This is a genomic window from Paenibacillus sp. FSL L8-0663, from assembly GCF_038008125.1.
Classification (GTDB): domain Bacteria; phylum Bacillota; class Bacilli; order Paenibacillales; family Paenibacillaceae; genus Paenibacillus; species Paenibacillus polymyxa_D.
Genome location: NZ_JBBOYM010000001.1, coordinates 1499049 through 1521090 on the forward strand (window position 1 = coordinate 1499049; position 22042 = coordinate 1521090).

Annotated in this window: 23 protein-coding genes; 17 read left to right on the forward strand and 6 right to left on the reverse strand. The window is 45.1% G+C overall.

Annotated elements, in window-relative coordinates; genetic code table 11:
- Positions 1 to 109: 109 nt before the first annotated feature.
- Entirely contained in the window at positions 110 to 790 is a 681-nt protein-coding gene (locus MKY75_RS06775; protein WP_029516407.1) for a serine/threonine protein kinase, read from the forward strand.
- An 85-nt stretch (positions 791 to 875) separates the two neighbouring features.
- Here MKY75_RS06775 and MKY75_RS06780 read toward each other — a convergent pair whose 3' ends face one another.
- Positions 876 to 2294, reverse strand: a complete 1419-nt coding sequence (locus MKY75_RS06780; protein ID WP_029516408.1) for an NAD-dependent malic enzyme — start codon at positions 2292 to 2294, stop codon at positions 876 to 878.
- A gap of 273 nt (positions 2295 to 2567) precedes the next feature.
- On the reverse strand, positions 2568 to 3374 hold the full coding sequence (gene speD, locus MKY75_RS06785; protein WP_029516409.1) for an adenosylmethionine decarboxylase: 807 nt from the start codon (positions 3372 to 3374) through the stop codon (positions 2568 to 2570).
- Between the two features lie 684 nt (positions 3375 to 4058).
- Here speD and MKY75_RS06790 point away from each other — a divergent pair.
- Positions 4059 to 4907: a hypothetical protein gene (locus MKY75_RS06790; RefSeq protein WP_029516410.1), complete on the forward strand. Its 849-nt coding sequence runs from the start codon at positions 4059 to 4061 to the stop codon at positions 4905 to 4907.
- Between the two features lie 86 nt (positions 4908 to 4993).
- Here the strand turns inward: MKY75_RS06790 and MKY75_RS06795 are convergent, their stop codons facing one another.
- On the reverse strand, positions 4994 to 6007 hold the full coding sequence (locus MKY75_RS06795; RefSeq protein ID WP_340884774.1) for an RluA family pseudouridine synthase: 1014 nt from the start codon (positions 6005 to 6007) through the stop codon (positions 4994 to 4996).
- Positions 6008 to 6230: 223 nt separating this feature from the next.
- Between MKY75_RS06795 and recQ the strand changes: the two genes are divergently transcribed.
- The 3 genes from recQ (at position 6231) to MKY75_RS06810 (ending at position 11542) form a co-directional block, all read left to right on the forward strand.
- Positions 6231 to 8129, forward strand: a complete 1899-nt coding sequence (gene recQ, locus MKY75_RS06800) for a DNA helicase RecQ (RefSeq protein WP_340884776.1) — start codon at positions 6231 to 6233, stop codon at positions 8127 to 8129.
- Positions 8130 to 8183: 54 nt separating this feature from the next.
- Positions 8184 to 10052: a B12-binding domain-containing radical SAM protein gene (locus MKY75_RS06805; RefSeq protein WP_069012020.1), complete on the forward strand. Its 1869-nt coding sequence runs from the start codon at positions 8184 to 8186 to the stop codon at positions 10050 to 10052.
- Positions 10053 to 10228: 176 nt separating this feature from the next.
- A complete protein-coding gene (locus MKY75_RS06810) occupies positions 10229 to 11542 on the forward strand; it encodes an alkaline phosphatase (protein ID WP_029516414.1) in 1314 nt (437 codons plus the stop codon).
- Positions 11543 to 11744: 202 nt separating this feature from the next.
- Here MKY75_RS06810 and MKY75_RS25570 read toward each other — a convergent pair whose 3' ends face one another.
- Genes MKY75_RS25570 through MKY75_RS06820 form a run of 3 tightly spaced genes read right to left on the reverse strand, consistent with a single transcriptional unit; the run spans position 11745 to position 13070 of the window.
- Positions 11745 to 11834 carry a putative holin-like toxin gene (locus tag MKY75_RS25570; RefSeq protein ID WP_367988533.1) on the reverse strand — a complete coding sequence of 30 codons (90 nt, stop codon included), beginning with the start codon at positions 11832 to 11834 and terminating at the stop codon, positions 11745 to 11747.
- A gap of 39 nt (positions 11835 to 11873) precedes the next feature.
- Positions 11874 to 12479, reverse strand: a complete 606-nt coding sequence (locus MKY75_RS06815) for a DedA family protein (protein WP_029516415.1) — start codon at positions 12477 to 12479, stop codon at positions 11874 to 11876.
- 15 nt (positions 12480 to 12494) lie between these two features.
- Positions 12495 to 13070, reverse strand: a complete 576-nt coding sequence (locus MKY75_RS06820) for a class I SAM-dependent methyltransferase (RefSeq protein ID WP_029516416.1) — start codon at positions 13068 to 13070, stop codon at positions 12495 to 12497.
- A 287-nt stretch (positions 13071 to 13357) separates the two neighbouring features.
- On the opposite strand from MKY75_RS06820, the gene MKY75_RS06825 reads away from it, so the two are divergent.
- The 12 genes from MKY75_RS06825 to MKY75_RS06880 all read left to right on the forward strand — a co-directional run bounded on the left by MKY75_RS06825 (position 13358) and on the right by MKY75_RS06880 (position 22010).
- Positions 13358 to 13600, forward strand: a complete 243-nt coding sequence (locus MKY75_RS06825; RefSeq protein WP_340884779.1) for a hypothetical protein — start codon at positions 13358 to 13360, stop codon at positions 13598 to 13600.
- Between the two features lie 101 nt (positions 13601 to 13701).
- Positions 13702 to 14055, forward strand: a complete 354-nt coding sequence (locus MKY75_RS06830; protein WP_165144962.1) for a FlxA-like family protein — start codon at positions 13702 to 13704, stop codon at positions 14053 to 14055.
- Between the two features lie 296 nt (positions 14056 to 14351).
- Positions 14352 to 14780, forward strand: coding sequence for a GNAT family N-acetyltransferase (locus MKY75_RS06835; protein WP_165144965.1), 429 nt, complete (start codon positions 14352 to 14354; stop codon positions 14778 to 14780).
- 11 nt (positions 14781 to 14791) lie between these two features.
- A complete protein-coding gene (locus tag MKY75_RS06840; protein WP_318626848.1) occupies positions 14792 to 15253 on the forward strand; it encodes a hypothetical protein in 462 nt (153 codons plus the stop codon).
- Between the two features lie 36 nt (positions 15254 to 15289).
- Entirely contained in the window at positions 15290 to 16105 is an 816-nt protein-coding gene (locus MKY75_RS06845) for a helix-turn-helix transcriptional regulator (protein WP_318626847.1), read from the forward strand.
- A 105-nt stretch (positions 16106 to 16210) separates the two neighbouring features.
- Positions 16211 to 17167 (forward strand): aldo/keto reductase, encoded by a 957-nt coding sequence (locus tag MKY75_RS06850; RefSeq protein WP_318626846.1) that lies wholly within the window; start codon positions 16211 to 16213, stop codon positions 17165 to 17167.
- Positions 17168 to 17434: 267 nt separating this feature from the next.
- Positions 17435 to 17926, forward strand: coding sequence for an 8-oxo-dGTP diphosphatase (locus MKY75_RS06855; RefSeq protein ID WP_069012034.1), 492 nt, complete (start codon positions 17435 to 17437; stop codon positions 17924 to 17926).
- 2 nt (positions 17927 to 17928) lie between these two features.
- Positions 17929 to 18927 carry a phosphotransferase family protein gene (locus MKY75_RS06860; protein WP_340884782.1) on the forward strand — a complete coding sequence of 333 codons (999 nt, stop codon included), beginning with the start codon at positions 17929 to 17931 and terminating at the stop codon, positions 18925 to 18927.
- A 47-nt stretch (positions 18928 to 18974) separates the two neighbouring features.
- Positions 18975 to 19496: a GNAT family N-acetyltransferase gene (locus MKY75_RS06865; protein ID WP_340884785.1), complete on the forward strand. Its 522-nt coding sequence runs from the start codon at positions 18975 to 18977 to the stop codon at positions 19494 to 19496.
- Between the two features lie 28 nt (positions 19497 to 19524).
- Entirely contained in the window at positions 19525 to 19974 is a 450-nt protein-coding gene (locus tag MKY75_RS06870; protein ID WP_340884787.1) for a hypothetical protein, read from the forward strand.
- A 189-nt stretch (positions 19975 to 20163) separates the two neighbouring features.
- On the forward strand, positions 20164 to 21198 hold the full coding sequence (locus MKY75_RS06875; RefSeq protein WP_340884790.1) for an NAD(P)/FAD-dependent oxidoreductase: 1035 nt from the start codon (positions 20164 to 20166) through the stop codon (positions 21196 to 21198).
- A gap of 146 nt (positions 21199 to 21344) precedes the next feature.
- A complete protein-coding gene (locus MKY75_RS06880; protein ID WP_318626842.1) occupies positions 21345 to 22010 on the forward strand; it encodes an HD domain-containing protein in 666 nt (221 codons plus the stop codon).
- Positions 22011 to 22042 lie beyond the last annotated feature (32 nt).

A 22042-nucleotide genomic window follows, 5' to 3' on the forward strand; every position in this document is an offset into this window, starting at 1 on the left:
AATCAACCTATTTTGAAGCCATTCCCAAAGCTAACCCGTAATACTATTTATCTGTTATAGATCTAATTTCATTGGTAATGGTTTAGAACAGAAAAGGAGGGGATCGCGCATGGTAGAACAATGGAGGCAGGCAGAAGACATCATAAGTCAAGTGACCGTATACAGTACAGAGGATAATGATCCGGTTACCATTAAAACAGCCACTCAAGACGTCCGCTGTATTGGCATCGGGACAGATGCGGCCGTATTTACGCTGGATACGTTGCCAGGCTACGCATTCAAGGTGTACTCAGACATGGCGATCGACAAGAAAGATGCGGAGGCCGACGTATATGAGCGTTTGCGAGGGTCTGACTTTTTTCCTCATTATTACGGAAAAGGCGACAAGTATATTGTCATAAGTTATGAATCCGGTATTACGCTGCTGGATTGTTTGCTGCAAGGAATTCCTGTGCCAGAGCAGGTCATTCTGGATGTGGAAAAGGCGAGAGAATTTGTCCGATCCAAGGGGCTGAACCCCCGTGACATCCACCTCAAGAATGTACTCATGCAAGACGGGCGTGCCAAGGTATTGGACGTATCTGAATACGTGAAGGAAGGCGATGACAAGCGCTGGGAGCATTTGGTGTGGGCGTATCATACGTTTTATTCCGGTATCTCGGAGGTTAAAGTTCCCTCATGGATTTTGGATACGATTAAAAAATGGTACTACAAGCTGGACAACTCCAACTTTAATCTGGAGGAATTTGCCCAGCGTGCCAGTCAATTGTTCTCTAAATGGAGGTCATAACCGCTGTGAAGATAACGGATATGCAGCCTCATCTTTCCATAGCAAAAAGGATTGCACCCGCATTTAGGGGAGCAATCCTTTTCTTTTATCTGAAATCCCGAGGCACTCTTCTCGCTGTACCACTCGCAATTGCGGCTTGAATTACCTTTTCACGCACCCGTTGAACCGCACTCTCGTTAAATACACCAGGGATTATATACAGCTTGTTTAGTTCTTCAGGACGGATCGTGCCTGCGATGGCCTCGGCGGCCGCCAGCTTCATCTCTTCGTTGATTTCACGGGCACGGCAGTCGAGCGCTGCTCGAAAGATGCCTGGGAAACAAAGCACATTGTTAATTTGGTTAGGATAGTCCGAACGTCCGGTGGCGATGACACCCGCAATGTCCTCGACGTCCTCTGGCGCAATTTCGGGAACCGGGTTAGCCATAGTGAACAGTACCGGGGCTTCTTTCATACGTTTCACGTCTTCTCGTTGCAGTAGTCCGCCTGCCGAGAGTCCGATAAACACGTCAGCGTCCTTCAGAACCTCGGACAGCGTGCCAGACAGCCGTTCGGGGTTGGTATGCTGCGCATACCAATTCCACATTTGATGCTCGTATGTTTCATCCGCTGTAAGCGCTCCGTGACGATCTACGCCAATGATATTGACTGCTCCTGCAGATAGCAAAATTTTCGTACAGGCCACACCCGCAGCCCCGATACCACAGACGACAATTTTGACGTCAGACAGGGCCTTGCCGACAACCTTGAGCGCATTGATCAGCCCTGCGTACAAAACGACAGCTGTACCGTGCTGATCGTCATGAAAAACAGGTATGTCCAGCTCGTTACGTAACCGCTGCTCAATCTCAAAGCATCGTGGCGATGAAATATCCTCCAGATTAATACCGCCAAAGGCTGGGGCCAATTGCTTAATGGCCTTAATGATTTCTTCGGTGTCCTGCGTATCCAGACAGATGGGAAAGGCATCGACGGACCCGAGCTGCTTGAACAGCATAGCTTTGCCTTCCATAACTGGCATGGCTGCATAGGGACCGATGTTGCCTAGCCCGAGGACAGCGCTTCCGTCAGAGACGACGGCGACCGTGTTGCGCTTGATCGTCAAACGGAAAGCTTTGTCCGGTTCCTCGTGAATCGCCATACATACGCGTGCCACATCGGGGGTATATACCCGGGATAAGTCATCGCGGTTTTGAATGGGGACCTTGGGCTGCATTTCAATTTTGCCCCCGAGGTGTAATAGGAAGGTACGATCAGAGATGGATAATACCTTAACACCTTGTGCTTTTTTAATCCGGGCAATCATTTGATCGATTTCTGCTGGATCAGCAATGGTGACTGTAATATCTCTCACAGTGACCTTCTCAGAGGTGCGGATGACGTCAATGGCAATTACATCCCCGCCATGTTCGTTTACCAACGTAATCAATTGACCAAATTGGATGTGCTCTGTGGAAATTTCCAGTCGTAAAATGATATTTTTACCGCCAATACCGCCTTGCATGCAAATTCCTCCTTTGTCTTCCATGACAAAATCATACGTAGGATCGATTGATTGCGCTTACAATATGAAGCGGATGTAAAATCTATGCTGATATTTTAAATTAGTGGTTTCTTCCCCTATCATAGTGAACAATCACTCGCTTGTACAGATCAAGTTGAGTAATATCTTTTATTTTGTATCAAAAAAAGGACGAAAGCCTGGCTGTATTTCAGTCCAAGCGATCATCCTTTTTTTCAATGAAATGATTCACTTTATTTTCACGCATTCGATCTGTTACGTCATATTTTTACCGTAGTAAATTTCGTCCATTTCAATTTTGAGACGTGTTGATATATTTTGTTGCTCTTTTTCAGTCAGACTTTCCTTGGTGTAGCCGAACAGATAATTGTCTAAATCGAATTGTTTTAGCTTACATTTGGTATGGAAAATATTTTCCTGATACACATTCACGTCGATCATGTCATACTGACTGCGCACTTCGTCTGGAATATAGTTTTGAATGGAGCCGATATCATGGTCGATGAAAAGCTTATGTCCATTCATATCACGTGTGAAGCCGCGTACCCGGTAATCAATTGTCATAATGTCGGTGTCGAAAGAATGAGTCAAATAGTGGAGTGCCTTGAGCGGGGAGATTTCCCCACAGGTAGAGACATCAATATCTGCTCGAAACGTACTGATCCCCTCGTCTGGATGATATTCCGGGTAGGTGTGAACCGTAATGTGGCTTTTATCCAGCTGTATCACGACAGATTCAGGTAGGGGGCCTGGTGACTCGGCATAAGATTCAGTCGGAACCTCCACAATGGGTCCCTCTGATATAAGTACTGTCACGCTGGCTCCTTGAGGAACATAATCCTGCTGGGCTACGTTGAGCACATGGGCGCCGATAATGTCAGATACATTCTTTAAAATAGCTGTCAGCCGATCTGAGTTGTATTGTTCATCAATATATTCAATATACGCCTCGCGTTCTTCTTTGGTTTTGGTGTAACAAATATCGTACATATTGAAGCTCAATGATTTGGTCAGGTTGTTAAATCCGTGCAGGGTAATCCGCTGTTCCGGTGTTATGGTCATAGGCTATTTCCCCTTATAGTCGCAGTATTCATACATAATATTCCCAACACGCCTTTTCATATACCGATTCATAAAATCAGTTCTGTAGCTGTTAGATTAAAGGCTTGAACAAGTATGTCTTACCCGTTTGGCATAATTAAAAACAGGCAGGGGAGTGGCTTTGTTTTTACATGTATGGAAATTTTAATGTATATATACTTTATTTCTTACTCAGCAATTTTTAAGTAACAGGACTTATAATATGAACTATGTATACGAAGAAGGAACTGAACTGACAGAGAACTCGTAGTAGAACTTAAGAACCAGGTTAGTAATTCAGTAATTTAATGTGTATCACCTTCACAATGCCGAAAGCTTAACCGAATATGATTATAGACCCGGAAAAATAGTGATTTTGTATATTGCATAAATCGAGAAAGCAACTTCAGCTAATAATATGCGTATAATAAAATAAACGTAAGAAGCTGAGAATTATGAAGTTAAAATGAATTTGTTAGCGAGTTTAATTTACAAACCGATCCCATGTTACTGTCAGGATTTTGCACAATTCGATTCCAGTCGCTCCGAAGTGCAAGATATAGACGAACTAAACTACTTCGTTCTATACCTTTGTTCATTGGAAGTCGCTTATTGGATTTTTGCAAAATCCTTTACTGTAAGAAAAACGGTGGAAGGAGTATCAAGATGCTGGCTTTGTCCGATCCGGCCTGGACTCTGCTCCAAGGCCCTTATGGTTCTTCTCAATACGTCCCGGAAATGTTGAAGCAGCTCCAAGCCGGATATGATGGCGAAATGGCTGACACCTTGTATTGGGAGGAGCTGTATCACCAAAATACGTTGTATACTTGTACATTTGCGGCTGTACCTTACCTTGTAGACATTGCGTTAAAAAGTTCTGATATAGGGATTCGTGCAGATATATATAACATTTGCGGAATATTCGAAGCGAAGAATAACAATCCCTTACATACCAAAGTTCCTTTGGAATTTACAAGGGATCAGGTGAAAGTGGATTCTAGTCTGGCTGAATATATTTACGCGCAATATCGGTGTGCCATTGTCCGACTTGCAGAATTGACTGAAGAAATGGTGCTGTATGCGAAAGAACACGAAGGAGATGTCGGTAAACGCTATGTTCTGGCTGCGGGTGCCGCTTTTCAGGGTTATCGCTGCGTAGCTTATATGCTACAAAGCTTCGATACTGGTGACGAATATACGCTGGATTGTCCGCATTGCGGTACCCCGCTCTATATTTGGCCTGATGAACAGAATGACACCTTGGTTGTCTATGATAAGGATCCTGTAAATTCAGATAATCTGGTTCCCCAACCGATTCGCCCCCGTTCATTGGACCATAGAGGTGCTAATATGCAGTGGTTACACGAATATGCCCAAAAAATTGAAGAGAACAAGCTGATTGCCCAATTACCCTATTTAAATGGTTGGGTAGATTGTCCAGTGTGTAATACGCCCATATATATATGGGATGAGTTGATGAAAATGGCTGATGGTGTTCGGAGGTATACCGCTTAATCAATCAAAAAAGGGTGCTGTCCTTCTACAGCCCCCTCATTTCCTCTTCTATTTTTCTATCTAATCTCCGTATGCTTTGCTCAATTCTACTCCCGGAACGGATTCAAAAAGGTTTTAGGGATGTCGGATTCAAAACGCAGCAATACCCCGGTGACGGGATGAATAAAAGACAATACCCTCGCATGTAGGCCAAGGCGCCCAATCGACTTGGATTTGGAACCGTATTTTTTATCTCCAACAATGGGATGACCGATATCCTCCATATGTACGCGGATTTGGTTTTTGCGTCCGGTCTCCAAACGTACTTCCAGCAAAGAAAAATGCCGATTGGCTTGAAGTAGCTTGTAATGAGTGACTGCGTGTTGTCCGTCATTCGGATAAGGACTGGAATACATTTTTAGCGTCTTGCTTTCTTTCAGCCATGAGGTGATTGTACCCTCAGCTTTTTTAACCTGTCCTTCTACAAGAGCAATGTATGTTCGTTCATACACAACTTCCTTCCACGCTTTTTGCATTTCCTGCTGTATGGCTTCGCTTTTCGCAAACATCATCACTCCTGATGTATCACGATCCAAACGATGCAGTACAAAAATACGATTGTACGGATGTTCGCGTCTCACATGGGCCGTAAGCTGGCGATAGGCTGTTACTTCCTGCTCCTGCGCTGAAGCCACGGACAGCAACCCGGCATCCTTATGGATAACGATAATGGCTTCATCCTCATGCAAAATACGTAGCCCAGTCAGTGGTACGACGGGAATTACCTTTTCCTTGGAAAGAGCGACAGTCTGACCTTGCTCCAGTGGAAAATTATGCACGGTACGCGGAATGCCGTTGACGGACACCTGCCCACGAGCCAGTGCTGATTTAATGGAGTTGCGACCCATGCCAGTCACATGCTCTACTAAAAAGCTTAACAGCTCGGCAGGCTCCTGGACGATGTATGTTTTGGCAGGGGCTTTATCAAAAGCATTCGTTCTCCGTGGAGCTTCCGGTCTATGGGAGCCAGATCTTCCGGCAGGTTTATGACTGTGTTTGGAATGGCTTGCGTTTGACGTAGATTTTGTATGATTTTTCCGTTGGGGTTTCCGATTGTTCATGGGTTCTTTCTCCTTCTTGGAACCGTGTCTCTTCATAATTATGGACAAATTTTCGGCACCGTGTTCACTATATCATGAGAAAACAGCGAACGCCATAAGGGACTAAACCAGATTGGTAGTCTTCTAGCGGTTGAACATTACCCTGAACCCCGGTAAACTAAAGGTAACGAAAGAAAAGCCGATATGCGTCAAGGACGCTAGAAATATGAGGAGTTTTGAAACTATGAGTGTACAAGCACCAACCTTGGAACGGGCGCAGGACTTGCTGCAAAAATTTTATGGCTATCCCGATTTCCGGGAGGGACAAAAGAAAATTGTGGCCAGTATGCTGGAGGGCAACGATACGTTGGGCATCATGCCGACAGGGGGCGGAAAATCGATATGCTACCAGATCCCCGCGTTGTTGCATGAGGGGCTGACCATTGTCGTGTCACCGCTCATTTCGCTGATGAAGGACCAGGTGGATGCGCTGACCACGATGGGGATTGCTGCTGCCTACATCAATAGTACGTTGAGTGGTCGAGAAGTGAATGATCGCATACGAGCCGCACGGAATGGTGACTTGAAGTTACTGTATGTCGCACCGGAACGACTGGAACTGGACTGGTTTCGCGATGAAATGGCTCAGTTGCCGATTTCCTGCGTTGCGGTAGATGAGGCGCACTGCGTATCGCAGTGGGGCCATGATTTCCGTACCAGCTATCTGGCTGTGGCTCCATTCGTGGACGGGCTGTATGAACGCCCAATCGTGGCTGCGTTTACGGCAACGGCGACACCGCAGGTCATGGATGACATCGTGCGCTTGCTTCGTCTGCGCTCACCCGAGACGTTCGTTACAGGCCTTGGACGGCCCAATTTGGCGTTCAGTGTGCTGCGTGGGGAAGACAAACGCAGCTTTTTACTGAATTACGCCCGTGAGCATGAGGGTGAATCGGGCATTATTTATGCGGCGACACGTAAGGACGTGGACGATTTGTACCAACGGCTGCGTGATGCAGGCATGGCGGCTGGACGCTATCATGCCGGGATGACAGATCAGGAGCGTGCAGATAGCCAGGAAGGGTTTCTGTACGACGATATCCGTGTCATTGTAGCAACCAATGCCTTCGGCATGGGGATAGATAAATCGAACGTACGCTATGTCATTCACTACAACATGCCTAAAAATATGGAGGCTTACGTGCAAGAGGCGGGACGCGCAGGACGTGATGGCGACCCGAGTCAATGTATTTTGCTGTTCGGACCGCAAGATATTGTGACGCAGAAGTTCCTAATTGAGCAAAATCCACAGGATGAAGACCGCAAGCGCAACGACTACCGCAAGCTCCAGCAGATGGTTGATTATTGCTACACGACTCGTTGCCTACGTACGGCACAGCTTGAGTATTTCGGAGAAGCGGAGGAGCATGAAGCTTGCGGCATATGCAGTTCATGTACAGATGAACGGGAACTGGTTGATATGACCATAGATGCGCAAAAGATTTTTTCGTGCATTCATCGCATGCGGGAACGTTATGGGGTCTCGATGGTCGCCTCGGTATTGAAAGGCTCGCGTAACAAAAAAGTGCTGCAGTATGGTTTTGACAGCCTACCAACCTATGGCGTGATGGGCAACCGGACGGAAAAAGAGATCGCCGAAATCATCAATGTTCTTGTTTCGGAAGGCTATCTGATGTTGTCCGAGGGACAATATCCAGTCGTACGCTTGCAGCAGCTTGCCGCTGAAGTGCTGAAGGGCCAGCGAGAAGTCATGCAGCGTGTTGTGCGACATGCCACGGCTTTTGCAGGTGGAGCAGGTTCACGCGGACGACAGGGACGCGATGCATACCCGGCTGCAGTCAACGAAACCGTGTTCGAGCAATTGCGCCTGATCCGCCGCGATCTGGCCGCTCAGGAGCATGTACCGTCTTATATCATTTTCAATGATGCGACGCTGCGTGAGATGAGCGTAGCGAGCCCGCAATCCGAGGCAGACATGTTGCGGATCAAGGGTGTCGGAGAAGTGAAGTTCCGCAAGTACGGCAAGCCGTTTCTTGATTTTTTTCAAAATCAAGGGAATATCGGAGGAACGATAAGCGAGGACGAGATTTATACAGACGATGTGTACGAGGATTTTGAATAGCCATACTAAGATAAGGATATAAAAGTTCATGCAAACTATAGAAGGTTGTGACCTATGAAAGTCATTTTATCAACGTTAAATGCAAAATATATTCATACCTCGCTGGCAATTCGATGCCTCAAAGCCTACAGTGAAAAGGACTTTGATATCGAGCTGGCGGAGTACACGATTAAGGACCCGGTGATGAACATCGTATCCGATTTGTTTCAACGGGGGGCAGATGTCATCGGCTTTTCCTGTTATATTTGGAACATTGAAGAGACGATTAAAGTCATTGATGTGTTGAAAAAGATTATGCCCGAAGTCAAAATTGTTCTGGGTGGTCCAGAGGTATCCTACGATACGGATCACTGGATGAAGCGTTTGGCGAATGTGGACTTTATCGTGGTTGGTGAAGGAGAGGAAACCTTCCATCAACTGCTGCAGGAGCTGGAAGGGGATCGCAAGTTCCATTTTGTGTATGGACTGGCTTACCGTAAGGGAGAAGAGGTCATTCAGATGCCCGGTCGCCCGAAAGCGGACTTGAACGAGCTGCCGTCGCCCTATCGTTTTGCAGAAGATATACCGGAACTCGGGAAACGGGTTGTTTATTTCGAAACGAGCCGGGGCTGTCCGTTCAGCTGCCAGTTTTGTCTGTCTAGCATTGAGGTTGGGGTGCGTTATTACGATATTGAGCGCACAAAGTCAGATATTTTATATCTGATCGACAATGGAGCCAACCTAATCAAGTTCGTGGATCGGACGTTTAATATTAAACGCGATTATGCACTGGAAATGTTCAAATTTTTGATTGAAAATCACCGTGGATGTGTCTTCCAGTTTGAGATTACGGCAGATATTATGCGTCCCGAGGTATTGGATTATTTGGCGGAAAACGCGCCGCCGGGCGTATTTCGTTTTGAAATCGGCGTCCAATCAACGAATGATCCTACCAATGAGCTGGTTAAGCGTCGCCAGAACTTTACCAAACTTTCTCGTACTGTTACAAAGGTCAAACAAAGCGGTAAAATCGACCAGCATTTGGATTTGATCGCCGGATTGCCCTTGGAGGACTACAACACATTCCGTAAAACGTTTAATGACGTTTTTGCGCTCGGCCCGGAAGAGCTTCAACTTGGCTTCCTCAAAATGCTGCGTGGCACCGGACTGCGTATCGACGCAGACAAGTATAACTATACGTATATGGATGTTGCGCCGTATGAAATGCTGAGCAATGACGTCCTTTCCTTTGCCGATATCGTCCGACTCAAGCGCTTGGAAGATGTATTGGAAAAATACTGGAACTCTCATCGTATGGATCATACAGTCAACTATCTGATTGAGCGTGAATTCTCGTCCGCCTTTGATTTCTTTCAGGAATTCGGAGACTACTGGGAAGGACAGGGCTGGCAAAAAATCGGACATCAGCTCGAAGACTTGTTCACACGTCTCCAGTCCTTTCTGGAATCGCGTGGAACAAAGCGAATGGATATGGTGCTTGGACTGATGAAGCTTGATTATTTCCTTAACCATAAATATAAGCCGCGTAAAATTTGGTGGGAGCATAGCTTGGAGAAGAATGATTGGTCCAGCTATATGAAAATGGTTCTCCAGCACCCGGATGCGCTGTTGTCACCTGTGGTTGCAGATTTTGTGGCAGATGCGAGCAAGGAGAGTACAGGCGGAACGGATGTAGGCAGTCAACAGCCGCAGCCATACCGCGAGATTATCCCAGCCTTTGCTTCCTTGAAGCTGAGTGAAAAAGAACTGCAAAAGCACGCTGTGCTGGATGTACTGCCGTTCAGTCTGGATCATATCCTGAGTGGGGGTAGCCCATTGACTGCCGAAGGCCGCACGCTTCTGCTTGTAGTCTATCAGCAAAATGGACAGCAAAAGCCGCTCTACTACACCATGCCGATCGGCAAAAATATCGCTGCGATTTAATATAAGAGGCAACGACTTTGATATACCAAGAGTCGGTGCCTTCTTTTGTCTTATAAAAAACAGGTGAGCACTCCAAATTTTACATTCGTGTAATCTATTGCTTTACGATGCTTTACAAAGCAGATATATGATTACTTTATCATATATGAATATTAAATTTATTGGAGTGTGACCTTGTGAAAAAGCGTTCGATGAAAAAGAGTATCCTTGCTTTAGGTGCCATTACCGTTTTGAGTGCGCCATTGTTATCTGCTAATATCCCTAACGCTTTTGCAGCCTCATCTAATACCAAGTCTACTACGACACAGGTATCCAAAGGACAGAAAACCTCGTCAGCGAAAGTCGATGCCCCTAAGAATGTCATTCTCTTTATCGGCGATGGTATGGGAGAAGCAAGTCGCAACGCGATTCGCTTGGCGACGGTAGGGAAATCGGGATTACTTGAAATGGACAACATGCCTGTAACCGGCCTGGTTAGCACAAGTTCAGGGGATAACCTGGTTACGGATTCTGCCGCCGCTGCGACTGCTATTGCAACAGGTGTGAAAACGTATAACGGCGCGATTGGAATGGATTTGAATAAAAAACCAGTGACAACGATTATGGAGCTGGCTAAAAAAGCAGGCATGTCTACAGGTGTCGTGACGACAAGCCAAGTGACAGACGCAACGGGGGCTGCCTTTGGTGCGCATGTCGAAAAACGCTCCGCTCAAAGCGAGATTGCCAAACAGTATTTGGAGAAAAGCAAGCTGGATGTTATTCTGGGCGGTGGTGAGGATTTCTGGTACCCTGCCGGAACAGTAGGCAAACATCCAGATGCTCCGGCAGAAGATCCTGAGGAAGCGAGTAAGGGAACTCAAGGGAATTTGGTAGAACAAGCGAAGAAGCTGGGTTATAGCTATGTGACGGATCAGACAGGAATGAAAGCAGCCAAAGGTTCTAAGTTGCTGGGGCTGTTCGCCAATGAAGAGATGTTCCAAGCTCACAACAAGCAGGGTAACTCTTACAATCCAACGGTTTCTTTACCGGATATGACGACCAAAGCGATTGATGTTCTTTCCAAAAACCAAAAAGGTTTTTTCCTGATGGTAGAAGAAGAAGGAACGGATGAGATGGCGCATGACAATGAAGGTGAGCTAACGATTAAGGCTGGGCAACAGCTCGATAAGGCCGTTAAAGTAGCTAAAGATTATGCCAAAGCACATCCAGATACATTAGTGTTGGTGACGGCAGATCATGAAACGGGCGGTTTGGCGATTGAAGGCGAAGATGCGGAGGATGAATCCGGTGAAGGTGTTTCCAAAGAGGACGGCCCTTTTACTGTAAAAGGCTCTAATGAAAAGTTTTATATTGACTGGACCACGGGAGGACATACATCTGTTGATGTGGCGTTAACCGCGATGGGCCCAGGCTCTTCTCAGTTTAGCGGGAATTACCCGAATACTGCCATTCATGATAAGCTGGTTAAGTTGCTTCAATTAAAGAAATAGCTCGGGTGTAAGCCGCCACTTTAAAGGCTTTCCATATTGGCAATATGGTTTTTCCTGTGATAAACTAAAGCTAATAAGTATATACTGAAAAATAGCAAAGATGCAGCCAACATCCTCACTCTTTTACAACAGCCGCTTATAAGGGCGGTAGTTGTAGGGTTGAATTAGTAAAATAGACCGCATTCCTTTTCCAGAGGGCGGTCTATTTCTTTTTGTTGAAGGAAAGAATCAAGATCACCAATGTCGCAAATTGAATCATCAACATCAATGTATCTTTAACCTCCACAGGCATCGCCTCCTTTGCAGGAGACTAGCCGACCGTGTTCTACCTTTACTCCTCCGTTGTTTTCTTTCCCCATACTAATTTCATTATAAAAAATATAATGGTCAGCATGATGACAAGCAATGCCATCTGCAAGCCATAACGATGAATCAGTTCTCCTACTGCCTGTACATGATCGCCAAAGATACGCCCGAGTAGAAAGAAGATCAGCGTCCAGATCAAACCCGTTGAATAAGAGAAGAGGGCATAGCGCTTGAAGCTCATTTTATTGATTCCGACAATATAAGGAATAATGTGACGGACGATCGGCAGCAAATAACTGATGCAAATAGTGAAGTTCCCATACTTATGTATCAATTTTTCCGAAAACGTAATGTACTTGTCCATTTTTTTCTTCCGGCGTAAACGTTCTAGAATCGGTGTGCCCACGGTTCTCCCCAATACATAACCTAAGGACAAGCCTGATATAACCCCAAGATATACAATTAAAAAAGCGGGTAACGGATGAAGTATGCCCATGCCTGTTACAGCCCCGCCAGTCATCACAATGACTTCATCCGGGATGGGTAGACCCACAATCCCAAGCCATAGAGAAAAGAATAATGCCGCATAGCCGTATTGTTCGATGATGGAAATTAAATATTCCACGTCCATACCCGTCCTCCTTTCTTAAGCTTTCTTTCGGCATACATACACGAATGCGGGTGGAACATTCATGGGCACAAACTTGATTTCTTCAATATCAAACCATTCACCTAACTGCTGCTTCATCTGTTTAGAGTATTGAAAGGCCACAAACATTCCTCCATCCCTGAGCGATAGATGAATTTGTTCTACAATTTGATTCCGCATCGCTTGTGGAAAATTGAAAAAAGGCAGCCCGCTGATTATGCAATCAAGCTGTTCTATTTGGGCATTTTTCATAGCAAGCTGAAGCTCACGCGAGTCGGAATAGCATAGATAATTCGGGAATCTTCTTTTTAAACTCTGCTGCATGGTTTGGTCTTTCTCAAAGAGTAAAACCTTAGGTTGAAATTCAGCAGCAGACGGGATGTATTGGGTAATTGCCCCTGTTCCAGCACCAAGCTCGGCAACAGCATGAACTTCACTCCATGGAATGGATTCTATCATATTTTTAGCTAAAAATCTGGAACTTGGTGTTACACTACCCACGTATGCAGGCGAGTACAAAAATTTGACTAGGAACATAAGTCTCTCGTGAACCAAATGGCTAATACGGATCATACATCATTTCCCTACTTTCAATTTTTAAAATACGTTCATTTATTCTTTGCTAAGAGTAACAAATTATCCCTTTACTTACTCCTGTCTCAAGTAGGGTTGATCCCCCCGTCTTGCGGAGGGGATTTTCCTTGACTATGGTCTAGGAAATAATAAAAGGGTTACGGTATTAATGAGTCTGTATTGATTCAGTTATCATTCAGCATACCCTCAGGTTGCATTCAGATTTGCTACCGATGAAAGGTAGGTGGGCAGCCAAAAACATTATGTACACTGAGAGGGGATCTATTTTGTCACTATCCATTAACAGACATCTTATCACGACTTCCTATGATCATTCGAATACGGTGAAGTCACATGAGAATGGACTAAATACCGCGGGTCATACCACACACAAGAAATCTAACGATTCACTCGAATTGAGTAAGGAATTCATGGAATACACGGGAGGAATGCAGGCTCCGCTTCCTACGAATGCCACAGATGAAGAAATATCGGCTTTATTCGATAAAATCGCTAAGACTTTTGAATAATCTGTATCATCGTAGTCATAGTCATTAGAGTGCAACACCATAGCTTAGAACCGGTTAGCCCACACGTGTAAACTCATACTTTTATAAAGGGGAAATCTCGTATGAACATTTCATCCACATCCAGCAGTTCTATATCTATTTCAAGCACTTCATCTTCATCCAGTACCAACGATACAGCTAGTCTGGAAAAGCAAAAAGCTCAACTTGAAGCGGAGTACAACAAGGTACAGCAAAGTAAGGATAATAAAGATACAAAAGAAACAAAAATGAAGCAGCTTCAGCAACAAATTAAACAGATTGAAGCTCAAATTGCACAGCAAAGTTCGCAATCCAGCAGTACGTCAACTCCAAAAATGGAAAAGCCCGCTCCAAGTAACACAGAAACAACTCGTATCAACAGCGCTAACAGCAGCGATATTACGGGAGTTGGGAAATCACTGGATATTTCAATTTAATCATCCCCTCTCTTCTCCTGTATGGCAGACGATGGATATAAAGGATAGCAGGTTCTCCGTTTCAGAGGGGCCTGCTTTTTTCGTTACTAAATATTTTGCATGAATCCAGGGAACGACTTTAATCAGCGATATTTAGATTAGAATAATTCTGTCCATCTAAATTGAATCATGTGACTAAACATAGAAAAGTATATACAATATATAACAGTAGGAAGATGAAAGTATTTTAACCCTATTATTTTCTATATTTAAATCAGTAAGTGCTAGTAATCATTTCAAATTGGAGGATTTATGCCATGACGCTGGAACCTCAGATGAATCGAAGTAGTAGAGATGAAGCGCGTTTAGTCAGAAACAAGTTGATTGAGTTTAATGCGAAACACGTTCCAGCAGATATTCGAACCCAATACGAAGAGATTAATCTTACGCTTAAAAATGAAGACGGTCAGGTGATAGGCGGTCTCCTAAGTGTACTATGTTGGAACTGGGTGGAGGTTGATATTTTGTGGGTAGATCAGAGCTACAGAGGAAAGGGCTACGGTTCACAACTACTTGGTGAAATTGAACAAATTGCTAAAGAAAAAGGGTGCGATTTTATACAACTTAATACCTTTACTTTCCAAGCGCCCGAATTCTATGAAAAGCAGGGGTATGAAGTCGTTGGTGTCATTGACGATGCTCCGAGAGGCTTTAAACACTATTATTATAAGAAAAATATCTACTGAGGATTCTATAGATGCGCGTACAGATCAAGGAAATAAATAAAGATCAGCATATCACCATTCGTAATATTGGCAAGGAAAAAGTATACGGCTACTGGACATATTTTTGGCATGAACTGACCTCCGGATATGCGTATGTTGTCCCCTATGAACAAAGCTTGAATAAGATGATTCCCGGTTGTGTAATTTCGGTCGAGACTTCTCAGTCCAGTATAGAGGGGTTCAGAAGGCTGAAGTCTACTGAAGAGACAGGGATTTTTCGACCTCAACCAAAGCTAGGCGACTATTGGATTCAAGGAACGATACATCAAGTGATGCAAGGCGAAGCAGACGAGATAGAATGTGTGGAGATTGTAGTAGGAGACACTACGTTTATTTTGGATTCTGAAGAAATGAATGGTGATGTCAACGTTAAAGCGGGCGACGGTGTCGCCTTTGAAATCATAGGCCTACAGTTGTTTGACGAGGGACTGTGAGCGTTCTATAGCGATTGATTCGAAAAGAGGTAACACATGTCTAATGATAATAGTAAATCGAAAACGTTGGGAGCTTTTCTGAAATCACGTAGAAATCGACTTCAACCAGAGCAGGCAGGTCTTAGGCTTTCACAGGGCCCGCGAAGAAGAACACCGGGGCTTCGCCGAGAAGAAGTTGCTATGCTGGCAGGTGTCAGTGCGACGTATTACACATGGCTGGAACAAGGTAGAGAAGTAACAGCATCTAAGGAGATTATCAAAAGTATAGGTGAAGCTCTACAATTAACTCATGATGAGAGAGCGCATCTAATTCAATTGTGGAATCCCAATGAGACGGTTGCGATTTCGCCCATCCAGACAATGCTGAATCCACAGTGGCAACGTATTATCGATCAGTTGTCCTATCCTTCCTTTATCAGCAATGAAAAAGCGGAAGTGCTTGCTTGGAATAGCGCGGCGAATGAGGTGATTACCGATTTTTCTTCCCTGTCCGTTTCTGAACGTGTCATGATTCGTTTGTTGTTCGTGGATTCCGAATTACGTCGTCGAATGGTTAACTGGGAAGAATTCGCGTCCTATTCGGTAGCTGTTTTTAGAACCTATTATGACAAGTATTTAGGAGATCCTTGGTTTGAGGAGACGGTAGAACGGCTGCGTGTGGAAAGTATGGAGTTTGACACCATGTGGAAGCAGCATCATATCCAGCTCAAAAAGGTGAATCGGGTTTCCCTTCAAATCCCTGGCGCTGTGGAAGCAGTTTCCTATGATATTAATTCTTTAGCAAGTATTACGGACCAACCGGGTCTGCACTTTTGTATCTACACGCCAGTAAGCCAATCCTCTGCCTGGTAATCTTGTTACTAGTATAAACGTACTGTGGTTGCCTCCATAAGGGTCTATTAGAATGAGTACATGTTCATTCCATCCATTTACCCAAAGAAAAGAGGGAACCATGATATGCTGAAAAGGAAATTGGGATGTGAAGGGCTGGAGGTATCAGCTCTGGGCCTTGGCACGATGATGATGCCGAACAACGAGGAGTCGGTGCGCACACTTCAGGGAGCGCTGGACCTTGGTGTAACGTTGTTTGATACAGCAGATCTTTATGGTGAGGAATACGCACAGCAGAAGTTCGGCGGCAATGAGAAGCTAGTTGGACGTGCGCTCAAGGGTCGTCGGGAGGAGGTAGTGATTGCCACTAAATTCGGGATCACACACACTCAGGGACCCAAGGGAGATCCGGCATATATTAAAAAATCCGTAGACGCCAGTCTGTTTCATCTGGGGACTGATTATATCGACCTGTATTATCAGCATCGAGTCGATCCCAATACTCCGATTGAAGAGACCGTCGGAACGATGGCCGATTTGGTTAAGGAAGGGAAAATCCGTTATATCGGCTTGTCGGAAGCGTCGGCTGAACAGATCCGCCGCGCGCATGCGGTGCATCCAATTACCGCAGTAGAAACCGAATATTCCTTGTGGAGCAGAGAAGTGGAAGACGATGTCCTTCCGCTACTAAACGAACTGGGAATCGGCTTCGTCCCCTACAGTCCACTGGGTCGAGGTTTCCTCACGGGACAGATCAAAAAATTTGACGATCTGCCAGTGGATGATTACCGCCGTCATTTCCCTCGCTTCCAAGGCGAGAATTTCACCAAAAATCTAGAGGTTGTCCTCCTGATCGAAAAGCTGGCTGCCCAAAAAGGTTGTACTTCTGCTCAGTTGGGGCTGGCATGGCTGCTTGCGCAAGGCGACCATATCGTCCCGATTCCAGGAACGAAGAGATTGGAAAGAGTGCGTGAAAATCTTGGTGCCCTACAGGTCTCTTTGTCGGAAGCAGAGCTTCAAGAGATCGAGCGTATTTCGCCTAAAGGTTTCGCAGCAGGTTCTCGTTATCCGGAGCGTGCCTAGAAAACGGAGTATTGGCATGATGATTAAGTTTAGGATAAGACCGTTCCTTTCTGGAGCCGCTTGGTAGTACCAGCGGCTCTGTAGAAAGGCGGTCTTTTTTTTACTAATTTTGACCGACTTAGGCATGAGTTCTCAAGTCTAGTCTATGGTTAGAGTTATTGCGCTCTACAAAATAACGAGTTAAAGTATGGGAAATGCCATATTTAACCACAGTTTGTCGGTGTGAAAGTAAAACTAGATTTTAGTGAATCGTGAATAAAGAAAGGTATGATCGGATTGACAACAGAAGTGACACACAAAATATATACCATGTGTATGATTCAGGACGGAAGTAAGGTATTGCTTATGAATAGACCCAATCGAAAGGGGTTTCCGGGTTATATTGCTCCAGGAGGAAAAGTAGAGTTTCCAGAAAGCATTGTGAATGGGGCCATTCGTGAAGTAAGGGAAGAAACAGGCTTAACCGTTACGAAAATCGTATTTAAAGGAATCGACGAATATTGTGACCCAAGCCAAGGGCTGAGATATATGGTCTTTAACTATTTGGCTACAGCCACTGAAGGTGAACTATTAAAAAATCCCCCCGAGGGAGAACTGCTGTGGGTGGATATGAAAGAAGCGCTAAATCTGCCGATGCAGGATTGGTTTAAGCGGAGATTTCCATTGTTTTTTGAGCCAGGAACGTTTGAAGTTAGTTCCGTGTGGCTGGCGGATACAGATGAAACTCTGGAAGCAACGATTAAGAGCTATGGTGTATAGAGATGACGACGACCATATATTTCTCATCTAATCGGCTGGGCGAGGTAACAATTGATCAAGTGCAAAGGATGCTGAATCGTTTTGATTTGGGACGTTTGCTGTCTTATGAAAAAACGGCAGAAGGTGTCCTAGGGCAAACTCTCTATGTTTCCTCAACGGCTGGGCAGTTTGTGCTGAAGGGGAACCCGCTTTTTCCAGGGCAATGGGTAGAAGAAAAGTTTATGGTGGAGCAAATACAAGCGCGGACTCCAATTCCCGTGCCAACACCGTATCTTGTGGATCATACAGAGGACATTTTTGGCTGGAACTATGCAGTTATGCCCCGTCTATACGGTCAGCATATACATACACCTGAGTTGCAAGCAAAGCTGACCTCGCTGGATAAACAGCAAATGGTTGAAATGCTTGCTACTGTTTTGTTAGAGCTTCATAGATGGAAGGTTAAGAACAGTGGAGAGCTGGATACAACAACTCTAGGCATTCGTCCTTTTGAAGTCTCTTATCGAGTATGGTTGTATGGACGAATTCGCTATTGGCTAGAGGATGCCAAAAAATACTCGAACATTTCTGTACAGGATATGGAATGGGTAGAGGAAATATTGGAAGGCTCCCGTCAAGCATTCGATCAGCTGGAAGCTGCCACTTTCGTGATGGGGGATTTTAAACCGCAAAATTTCCTTGTGCAGAATGGGAATAAGGGCTGGGGAGTCAGTGGTCTTTTTGATTTTACGACAGCCTATTTTGGGGATGGGGTTGCAGATCTTCCGAAAATAACCACCATGTATCTGGAGAACGGCGAAGAAGAATTGGCAAAAGGTTTTCTTACTGCTTACGCACAAGGGATGGAAGCTAAAGAAGGATTTACTGAGCGTTTCCGGGTGCATATGCTGCATCAGCAGGTTCTAAACTGGGGATGTGCCAAAGCGATGAAGCAAATCACTTGGGATGATAAGCTCTCTTTTGCAGATTGGGCGCAAAAATTCATGGATATTGAGGTATAAAGCAATAGCAGACAAATTGAGTGTTTAAAGAGGAGGTAGTGAGTGGGATGCAGACCGTCAGATTGGTAAAGCCGGATCAGGACTGGAAGGAAGCTTATCTTTCATTTTATGAGGAATGGAAACAGAGTCAGGAGCATATGGTACCTTGGGTGATCTCTGTAGAGCCGTACGATTTTGAAGGTATGCTGACGTTTTTAAGTAATCAGGAAAATGGAATGAACCTGTCTGAAGGCTGGGTCAAAAGCTCCACATACTGGCTTGTGAATGCGAATGAACAGGTTGTGGGAGCGGTGAATATCAGGCATGTCCTTAACGAACACCTAATGAATGCCGGAGGTCATATCGGTTACGGTATCCGTCCTTCTGCACGAGAGAACAGGTACGCTGTTACAATGCTGGCCTTGGCGCTGGAAAAAGCAAAAGAGCTGGGGATTTCCCGAGTCCTGGTCGTATGCGACTCCGATAATATTTCCTCCAAAAAAACAATCATACAAAACGGCGGAATGCCGGACAAGGATTACATAGAGGAAGACGGAAACCGTGTAAACCGGTTTTGGATCGAATTGTGAGTGAGAAAGAGAGGAACGCGAGAAGCTCATGAAATTATGGCCTGAATATGCGCAAAACATCATTGTTGGTGTTATTTTTGAAGGAAACTGGAATTGGTATGTGACGGAAAGAGAATATTGGTTTTTGAATACCGAGATGGAGGAACGGTTTGGTATCCCTATTTTGGATGAAACCACAGCAGGAGCATTTTTAGATCACATCTGTGAATATAAGGTGGCTACAGGGGAACTAACTTCAATGCTCCAGTTGCTGGATGATGCTATTCAGCATCAGGATGAAGTGTTGGAGTTCTATCCTGCTCTGTATGTTAACTTTGATGAGAAAGTTCTCTATTCGCTATTTCCTGAGCCAGCTTCGTTTGAACACTATGTCCCAGTGGGGTGGAAAGGGGAATATCAAAACTTTTTGAACGAGGTACCTTCACCTGAACAGTATTGGATGATCGATGGAAGTAACTTTTTTGAAACATTCACTTGATAGAATGAAAGAGGAAATGAATATATGGATGCTTCCATGCATGAGTAGCTATATTAACCCATAAAATGCAGTTCTAAGGTCACGAAAACCTCTCTAAGGGTCATGTTTTTATTTCCTAATTGATATTGATAATTATTATCACTTATAATAAGAGCAGACATATTACGCTATGATAGGGAGAGTTGCAGAGTGACAGTGTCCTTGGAATTATATGATGTAACGATCATCGGCGGTGGTCCTGCCGGTATGTATACCGCATTTTACAGTGGAATGAGAGATATGAAGACCAAGCTGATCGAAGCTAAGCATGAGTTGGGCGGACGGATGCGCATATACCCAGAGAAGATGATATGGGATGTCGGAGGGATTACCCCGGTTTTATGTGAAAAGCTGATTGATCAGCTGGAGCAGCAAGCGCGGACGTTCGAGCCTACCATTGTGCTGGGGCAGCAGATCACTGGTTTGGATCGGCAAGAGGATGGCACGTTCCTGCTAACTTCTGCCACAGGGGAACAGCATTGGACACGCACGATCGTTCTGGCAGTAGGCTATGGTATTCTCAAAATGGCTAAGCTGGAGATTGAGGGGGCGGACCGCTATGAGGTTACGAACCTGCATTATACTGTACAAGAGCTGGAGCCGTTCCGGGACAAGCACGTTCTGATTTCCGGTGGAGGCGACTCGGCAGTGGATTGGGCGAATGAGTTGGAGTCTATTGCGGCGAGTGTGACCGTCGTGCATCGTCGGGATCACTTTGGCGGACATGAGAAAAATGTAGCTCGTATGAAGTCATCTTCGGTCCGTGTTCTCACACCATACGCGGTAAGTCAGCTACATAGTAACAATGGAGAGACGATTGAACAGGTGACGATCAGTCATATAGATACGGACGAAATACAGGTGTTGAATGTCGATGCAGTCATTGTAAATCATGGACTAAAATCCGATTTCGGCCCGCTTCGGGATTGGGGACTGGATATGGGGGAGTGGCATGCCCGAGTGAGCGAAAAGCTGGAAACGAATCTGCCGGGGATTTTCGCGGCAGGCGATTTTGTCGAGTACGGAAGCAAGCTGTATCTAATTGCCGGTACGTTCACAGATGCGGCCCTTGCATTGAACAGCGCCAAGCTGTACATTGATCCAGCAGCTGACAAAGCGGCATATGTATCTTCTCATAACAGCCGCTTTAAGGAGAAGAACCGCGAGCTTGGTGTCGTGGAGTAGAGTAAGATACGGAATTAAGTTATATAGGATTAGAGATAGGGTAGGGAAAATGTAAAAGAACTTCCGCGACTACGATTGATGTGGTTTGCATTAAAAAATCAAACGAACCTACCATAGAAAGTATGGACTGGATTGAAAGGTGACATATGAAGAGACGAACGGAGCAACAGGAAGCGATTTGTGCAGATATTATTCAAAAGGCAGAGCCCTTTGTACAGCAACAGTTGGAGCATGATCATAGTGGTCACGATTGGTGGCATATAGACCGGGTGAGAAAGCTGTCTCTTAAAATTGCTGCCAAAGAGGGCGCAGATTCGTTTATTTGTGAACTGGCAGCACTGCTGCATGATGTAGCGGATGAAAAATTAAATGATTCCAAACAAGCCGGGCTGGATAAAGTAGAGCAGTGGCTGCTTCTGCATGTAAGTGATCTGGATATAATCGCGCACGTGATGACTATTATTGCTACGATGTCCTACAATGGTGGACAAAACCCGCCCATGGAGACGCTGGAGGGTCAAGTTGTGCAGGATGCGGATCGGTTAGATGCTCTTGGAGCAATTGGGATTGCAAGAACCTTTATGTATGCAGGCTCAAAAGGCAGTATGATGCATCACCCGGATAAAGATTTTTCACAGCATGAGTATCGTGCCGCAGGTAAAAGTGCCATATTCCATTTTTACGAAAAGCTGCTAAAACTCAAAGGTCTTATGAATACCGCTTATGCCCGAGAGCTGGCGGAGGTCCGTCATCAATGGATGGAGATGTATTTGGAGCAATTTTATAGAGAATGGAATGTGGATGATAAATAAAGTGATTTAATAAGGCTGTTTCCTCTAACCGA

What these genes read in the sequence shown, in the direction of transcription:
- MKY75_RS06855 (WP_069012034.1), top strand. Translation starts at nt 17,435, where the DNA reads ATGATCGGATTGACAACAGAAGTGACACACAAAATATATACCATGTGT.
- MKY75_RS06845 (WP_318626847.1), top strand. Translation starts at nt 15,290, where the DNA reads ATGTCTAATGATAATAGTAAATCGAAAACGTTGGGAGCTTTTCTGAAA.
- MKY75_RS06870 (WP_340884787.1), top strand. Translation starts at nt 19,525, where the DNA reads ATGAAATTATGGCCTGAATATGCGCAAAACATCATTGTTGGTGTTATT.
- speD (WP_029516409.1), bottom strand. Translation starts at nt 3,374, where the DNA reads ATGACCATAACACCGGAACAGCGGATTACCCTGCACGGATTTAACAAC.
- MKY75_RS06790 (WP_029516410.1), top strand. Translation starts at nt 4,059, where the DNA reads ATGCTGGCTTTGTCCGATCCGGCCTGGACTCTGCTCCAAGGCCCTTAT.
- MKY75_RS06780 (WP_029516408.1), bottom strand. Translation starts at nt 2,294, where the DNA reads ATGCAAGGCGGTATTGGCGGTAAAAATATCATTTTACGACTGGAAATT.
- MKY75_RS06795 (WP_340884774.1), bottom strand. Translation starts at nt 6,007, where the DNA reads ATGAACAATCGGAAACCCCAACGGAAAAATCATACAAAATCTACGTCA.
- MKY75_RS06815 (WP_029516415.1), bottom strand. Translation starts at nt 12,479, where the DNA reads ATGGACGTGGAATATTTAATTTCCATCATCGAACAATACGGCTATGCG.
- MKY75_RS06860 (WP_340884782.1), top strand. Translation starts at nt 17,929, where the DNA reads ATGACGACGACCATATATTTCTCATCTAATCGGCTGGGCGAGGTAACA.
- MKY75_RS06865 (WP_340884785.1), top strand. Translation starts at nt 18,975, where the DNA reads ATGCAGACCGTCAGATTGGTAAAGCCGGATCAGGACTGGAAGGAAGCT.
- recQ (WP_340884776.1), top strand. Translation starts at nt 6,231, where the DNA reads ATGAGTGTACAAGCACCAACCTTGGAACGGGCGCAGGACTTGCTGCAA.
- MKY75_RS25570 (WP_367988533.1), bottom strand. Translation starts at nt 11,834, where the DNA reads ATGCCTGTGGAGGTTAAAGATACATTGATGTTGATGATTCAATTTGCG.
- MKY75_RS06820 (WP_029516416.1), bottom strand. Translation starts at nt 13,070, where the DNA reads ATGATCCGTATTAGCCATTTGGTTCACGAGAGACTTATGTTCCTAGTC.
- MKY75_RS06805 (WP_069012020.1), top strand. Translation starts at nt 8,184, where the DNA reads ATGAAAGTCATTTTATCAACGTTAAATGCAAAATATATTCATACCTCG.
- MKY75_RS06835 (WP_165144965.1), top strand. Translation starts at nt 14,352, where the DNA reads ATGACGCTGGAACCTCAGATGAATCGAAGTAGTAGAGATGAAGCGCGT.
- MKY75_RS06850 (WP_318626846.1), top strand. Translation starts at nt 16,211, where the DNA reads ATGCTGAAAAGGAAATTGGGATGTGAAGGGCTGGAGGTATCAGCTCTG.
- MKY75_RS06840 (WP_318626848.1), top strand. Translation starts at nt 14,792, where the DNA reads ATGCGCGTACAGATCAAGGAAATAAATAAAGATCAGCATATCACCATT.
- MKY75_RS06775 (WP_029516407.1), top strand. Translation starts at nt 110, where the DNA reads ATGGTAGAACAATGGAGGCAGGCAGAAGACATCATAAGTCAAGTGACC.
- MKY75_RS06880 (WP_318626842.1), top strand. Translation starts at nt 21,345, where the DNA reads ATGAAGAGACGAACGGAGCAACAGGAAGCGATTTGTGCAGATATTATT.
- MKY75_RS06830 (WP_165144962.1), top strand. Translation starts at nt 13,702, where the DNA reads ATGAACATTTCATCCACATCCAGCAGTTCTATATCTATTTCAAGCACT.